This window comes from Streptomyces sp. CHD11 (assembly GCF_018638295.1).
Lineage (GTDB): Bacteria > Actinomycetota > Actinomycetes > Streptomycetales > Streptomycetaceae > Streptomyces.
The window spans coordinates 1-372 of sequence record NZ_JABTTS010000117.1 but is presented as its reverse complement, the minus strand read 5'-3'; the positions used below and the strand labels follow the sequence as shown (position 1 = coordinate 372).

1 pseudogene is annotated in these 372 nt (G+C 66.7%); it reads right to left on the bottom strand.

Annotated features, from left to right (window positions below):
- Positions 1–267 (bottom strand): annotated as a pseudogene (locus HTV45_RS33415) (peptidoglycan bridge formation glycyltransferase FemA/FemB family protein); the annotation flags it as partial.
- Positions 268–372 lie beyond the last annotated feature (105 nt).

The window sequence follows — 372 nt, the reverse complement described above, 5'->3', positions numbered from 1 at the left end:
CGGGCCCATCTTCACGGAGAAGGCGCCCTGCTGCTTGAGGTGCGCGAGCATCGGCTGGAGCCAGTCGTCCAGGTTCGGTGCGTACCAGTTGATGACCGGGCCCTCGGGGAGGTACGCCAGGTAGCGCTTGATCTTGGGCAGCTGGCGGTACAGGACGAGGCCGGCGCCGACGATCTCGCCGTTCTTGTCGAACCAGCCCAGGTTCTCCGAACGCCATTCGGTCTTCACATCAGCCCACGCCGGGACCTGGCAGTGACTGGCCGAGGGTGTGGGGGCCGCCGCGGGTGGGGTCGGCGGTGACGACGATGTTGACCGGGGTGTCGAGGATCGCCTCGATGTTCAGTTCCTTGAACTGCTTCGCCCGGCGCTTGG